The 356-nt window shown below is 38.5% G+C and carries 1 protein-coding gene; it reads left to right on the top strand.

Translation table 11 applies throughout. The annotated features are described in order from the left end of the window. Positions 1-356: hypothetical protein (locus Q0842_RS16100; RefSeq protein WP_298500523.1), on the top strand; the 356-nt coding region annotated here is incomplete at both ends.

The raw sequence follows: 356 nt of genomic DNA on the forward strand, positions 1-356 counted from the left end.
TCGGTTTATACGTATACATACACGATTGATGTAACAACTTTACCTGTGGTGCCAGCCAATGCTAGTTCTACAGTAGAGTGTATAGCAGATGCTACTCAGCCTACTGCTCCGGTAGTAACGGATGTATGTGGTAATGATTTAACGCCTGTAATTACTGAAAATGCAGATCCTATTTGTGAAGGAGATAAAATTTATACGTTCACTTATACAGATTGTGCAGGTAACGAAGTTATTTATACATATACATACACAATTGATGTAACATCTTTACCTGTGGTGCCTGCAAATGTAAGTTCTACAGTAGAGTGTATAGCGGATGCTGTACAACCTACAGCACCTGTTGTAACTGATGTTTG

It is taken from the genome of uncultured Algibacter sp. (assembly GCF_947495675.1).
In the GTDB taxonomy this organism is placed as follows: Bacteria; Bacteroidota; Bacteroidia; order Flavobacteriales; family Flavobacteriaceae; genus Algibacter_B.